The 4420-nt window shown below is 66.6% G+C and carries 4 protein-coding genes; 2 read left to right on the plus strand and 2 right to left on the minus strand.

What is annotated here, in order from left to right; translation table 11 throughout:
- Positions 1-159 precede the first annotated feature (159 nt).
- Positions 160-954 carry an SDR family oxidoreductase gene (locus ACXJL8_RS34955; RefSeq protein WP_456686446.1) on the minus strand — a complete coding sequence of 265 codons (795 nt, stop codon included), beginning with the start codon at positions 952-954 and terminating at the stop codon, positions 160-162.
- 51 nt (positions 955-1005) lie between these two features.
- A complete protein-coding gene (gene trhA, locus ACXJL8_RS34960) occupies positions 1006-1701 on the minus strand; it encodes a PAQR family membrane homeostasis protein TrhA (RefSeq protein WP_456622575.1) in 696 nt (231 codons plus the stop codon).
- Between the two features lie 191 nt (positions 1702-1892).
- Here trhA and ACXJL8_RS34965 point away from each other — a divergent pair, with 191 nt between their 5' ends.
- Both ACXJL8_RS34965 and ACXJL8_RS34970 read left to right on the plus strand, forming a co-directional pair.
- Positions 1893-3362: a YcjX family protein gene (locus tag ACXJL8_RS34965; RefSeq protein ID WP_456686447.1), complete on the plus strand. Its 1470-nt coding sequence runs from the start codon at positions 1893-1895 to the stop codon at positions 3360-3362.
- Positions 3359-4387, plus strand: coding sequence for a YcjF family protein (locus ACXJL8_RS34970; protein WP_456622577.1), 1029 nt, complete (start codon positions 3359-3361; stop codon positions 4385-4387). The genes ACXJL8_RS34965 and ACXJL8_RS34970 overlap by 4 nt, the downstream gene beginning before the upstream one ends.
- The last annotated feature ends 33 nt before the right edge of the window (positions 4388-4420 follow it).

The following is a 4420-nucleotide window of genomic DNA, read 5'->3' on the forward strand; positions in this document are numbered from 1 at the left end:
GGCCGGGACCCATACCGCGTGATCTATCGGTGAAGCGCAGTCGTTAGTACCGAATAACTGCCGGTCTTCGCCAAATTTTGCCCCGTGGTTATGGGTCCCGGCCTTCGCCGGGACGACACCGATTGTTTGGCGCGAGCGTGCCACCGGCACACCGTCAGGTCACTTCCCGAACTCCTCGCGCATCTTCGCCTGGATCTTGGCCATGCCGCCGATCCAGCGGTCGTAGTTCTCGGTCTTCTTGCGCATGTAGCCGAGCACCTGCGGGTGCGGCAGGATCAGGAACGTCTCCTGTTCGAGGCCGGCGAGCACGTCCCTGGCGACTTGCTCGGGCGTCAGATCGCCGTCGYCGGATTGCGGGCCCTTCGGGATCGAGCGCAACATGTTGGTGTCGACGCCCTGCGGGCAGAGGATCGAGACGCGGATGTTGTGCGCCTTGTGCGAGATCGCGAGATTTTCGGCAAAGCCGACCGCGGCGTGCTTGGTCGTCGAATAGGCCGGGCTGCCGACCTGCGACAACAGGCCCGCGGCCGAGATCGTGTTGAGGAAATAGCCGCCGCCGCGCGCCTTCATGCGTGGGACAAGATGCCGTGCCGCGTAGACATGGGCCATGACGTGGATCGCCCAGCTGCGCTGCCACGGCTCATCCGAAGCACCACCGGCATTCACCGACATGGGATCGAAGCCGCCGCCGATGCCGGCATTGGAGCAGAACAGGTCGATCGGTCCGAACTGCCGCTCGGTCTCCTCGATGACGTGGGCGATCTCTTTTTCCTGCGCGACGTCGCATCTGAAGGCCGCGCCATCAACCGTGGCAGCCACGGCTCTTGCGTTGGCGGCGTCCATGTCCGCGACCACGACCTTGGCGGCGCCCGCCTTGTGGAAGGCCTCGCACAGCGCCTTGCCGATGCCGTTGGCGCCGCCAGTGACGACCACGACCTTGCCGGTCACCTGCATGCGACGTCTCCTCTGGTCTTATTTTGTCTTATACCGCTTCGCGGGCCTTGCTCAGCTCAACACGAGGTCGAGCACCGCGGTATAATGGCACGCCGCGCCGGCCAAGACAAAGCCGTGCCAGATCGCATTCTGGAAGCGCAGCCGCCGCCAGGCGTGGAAGATGACGCCAAAGGAGTAGAGCGCACCGCCCGCAACCACGAAGCCCAGGGCCATCGCGGGAAGCGCCTTGACCACGGCGTCGTACAGCATCATGCCGCTCCAGCCCATCGCCAGATAGATGCCGACGGCGACACGGTCGAACCGGCCGGGATAGCGAAGCTTCAGCACGATGCCGAAGATCGCCACGCACCACACGCAGACGAGCAGCGCCAGCGCAAACACGCTGTCCTTCACTTCCAGGATGAACGGCGTGTAGGTCGCCGCGATCAGCAGGTAGATTGCCGAATGATCGAACCGCCGCAGCAGCCATTTGACCGGCGAGACCGGCCAGAGGTTATAGGTCGCCGACAGCACCAGCATCGAGAGCAGGCCGGCGACGTAGATCGACACGCCGACGATGTCGATCGCGTTGGCATAGAGCACCGCAAGCACCACGAGGACGGTCGCCGCGATGATGCCGGAGAGGACGCCGATCGCATGGATGACGCCATCGGCGATCAGCTCGGCGCGATCGTAGTTCCAGCCGATCGCGTCGGCTGCGGCATGGACGGAGGTGGACGCGAACTGTTTCATTTGGAAGACGGTCATGGCAATCCAGAGGCAAGGAAGGGGCCACTTTTCTATGGGTCTTTCGGCATCGGCGCGTCGTTCAAACCGCTGATTTACCGACAAAGGCGGTGGAAGTATGAAGCTTGATTTTCCTCAGGCAGTTGCCACTTTTGTGACTAGTCCGTTTTACCTATTTGGCCCGCCCGCTCGCCCGAGACCCTCTCGTTCACATGGCATTCAGTTTCCAGGATATGGTCGAGGAGGCGCGCCTGTCGGCCCGGGCGCTGATGGACTATGGCGGGCATTTCTTCAACCCGACGGTGCGGCTCGGCGTCACCGGCCTGTCCCGGGCCGGCAAGACCGTGTTCATCACCGCCTTGATCCATGGGCTGACGCGCGGCGGCCGGTTTCCGGTGTTCGAGGCCTATGCCTCGGGCCGGATCGCGCGGGCGCATCTGGCGCCGCAACCCGACGATGCCGTGCCGCGCTTCGCCTACGAGAACCATCTGCGCACGCTGATCGAGGAGCGGCGCTGGCCGAACTCGACGGTCGACATCAGCGAGCTGCGGCTCGTCATAGACTACCAGCGCCACAACGGCGCGGACCGGACCCTCACGCTCGACATCGTCGACTATCCCGGCGAATGGCTGCTCGACCTGCCGCTGCTCCAGAAGAGCTTTGAGCAATGGTCGTCCGAAAGCCTCGCGCTTTCGCGCGAAGCGCCGCGCGTGCATCTTGCCACCGAGTGGCACGCGCATCTGGCAACGCTCAAGCCGGAGGCGCGCGAGGACGAGCAGGCGACGCTTGCGGCCGCGAAGCACTTCACCGGCTATTTGCGAGCCTGCCGCGACGAGCGCTTTGCCATGAGCCTGCTGCCGCCCGGCCGTTTCCTGATGCCCGGCAATCTCGCCGACACGCCGGCGCTGACCTTCGCGCCGCTCGACGTGCCGATCGACGGCCAGGCGCCGGAGGGATCGCTGTGGGCCATGATGGTCCGCCGCTACGAGGCCTATAAGGACGTCGTGGTGCGGCCGTTCTTCCGCGATCATTTCGCTAGGCTCGATCGCCAGATCGTGCTGGCGGATGCGCTGGCCGCATTCAACTCCGGACCCGAGGCGCTGCACGATCTCGAAGCAGCCCTTGCCGGCATTCTCGATTGCTTCCGCATCGGCCGCAGCAGCTTCATCTCCAGCCTGTTGCGGCCGCGCATCGACCGCATCCTGTTCGCGGCGACCAAGTCGGACCATCTGCATCATTCCAGCCACGACCGGTTGGAAGCCGTGCTGCGCCGCGCGGTCGCCAGCGCGGTGGCGCGGGCGGAAGATACCGGCGCCGAGATCGACGTGGTCGCGCTCGCCGCCGTCCGCGCCACGCGGGAGGCGCAGGTCGCGCGCGGCCGCGACAAATTGCCGTCGATTTTGGGAACGCCCGCCRCGGGCGAAAGCGCCGGTGGCGAGTTCTTCGACGGCAACACGGAGGTCGCGACCTTTCCGGGCGACCTGCCGCTGGATCCGGAAGCCCTGTTCAACGGCACCGACGCCTTTCGCGGGCTGTCGACGGAAGCGGCCGAGAAGAGCGACTTTCGCTTCCTGCGCTTCCGCCCGCCCAAGCTCGAACGCGAGGGCACGGACGAGCCGGCGCTGCCTCACATCCGCCTCGACCGTGCCTTGCAATTCCTGATCGGAGACAAGCTGTCATGAACGACCGACCCCAGCCGCGGCGGCCGGCGACGTTCCGGCTGGACGATCCCGGCGTCGTCGTCACCGAGGCCGATGAGACCGGCCGGCCCGGCCGCGGCACCATCCAGATCACGCCGGAGCCGGATCCCCTGACGCTGCCGGTGCCGATCGAAACCGCGCTTCCGGCGCGGCGCGGCTGGCCCTGGGGCGCGCTGTTCTGGTCCGGCGTTGCCGGGCTGACGCTGCTCGGCGTCGGGCTCGGCGTGGTCCATCTGATCGAGGACCTGTTTGCGCGCAGCGAAAGCCTCGGCTTCGTCGGTCTTGCGTTCGCCCTCGTCACGACGCTCGCGCTGGCAGTGGTGACCGGGCGCGAGGCATTTGGCCTGGCGCGCCTTGCGACGATCGAAAAGCTGCATCAGCGCGCGGCCGCGGTGCTCGCCAGCGACAATCGCAAAGAGAGCCGCGCCATCGTGCAGGACCTGCTCAAGATCGCGCACCAGAACCCGCAGCTCGCGCGCGCCCGCGCCGCGCTGGAGAGCCATGCCGGCGAAATCATCGACGGCGCCGACATGGTCCGGCTCGCCGAGCGCGAACTGATGTCACCGCTGGATGCCGAGGCCCGGCGGCTGGTGTCGGTTGCGGCACAGCGGGTGTCGATCGTCACGGCTGTTTCGCCGCGCGCGCTGATCGACGTGATGTTCGTGTTCGTGGCCTCGCTCCGCCTGATCCGCCAGCTCGCCCGGCTCTATGGCGGCCGCCCCGGCGCGCTCGGCATGATCCGCCTGCTCCGCCACGTCATCGCCCATCTCGCCATCACCGGCGGCATGGCCGCGAGCGACAGCCTGGTGCAGCAGATGCTCGGCCACGGCATCGCGGCGAAGCTGTCGCAGCGCCTCGGCGAAGGCATGCTCAACGGATTGCTCACGGCGCGGCTTGGCCTCGCCGCAATCGACGTCACCCGCCCGCTGCCGTTCGCGGCCCTGCCGCGGCCAAAACTGTCCGATCTCGCGACGGATCTGCTGCGGAAGAAGGAGGATGAGGAGTAGCGCTTCGCCTCTCCCCGCTTGCGGGGAGAGGCC

This window comes from Bradyrhizobium sp. P5_C11_2 (genome assembly GCF_054049755.1).

Coding starts and splice junctions, on each gene's coding strand:
- ACXJL8_RS34970 (WP_456622577.1), top strand. CDS start 3,359: ATGAACGACCGACCCCAGCCGCGGCGGCCGGCGACGTTCCGGCTGGAC.
- trhA (WP_456622575.1), bottom strand. CDS start 1,701: ATGACCGTCTTCCAAATGAAACAGTTCGCGTCCACCTCCGTCCATGCC.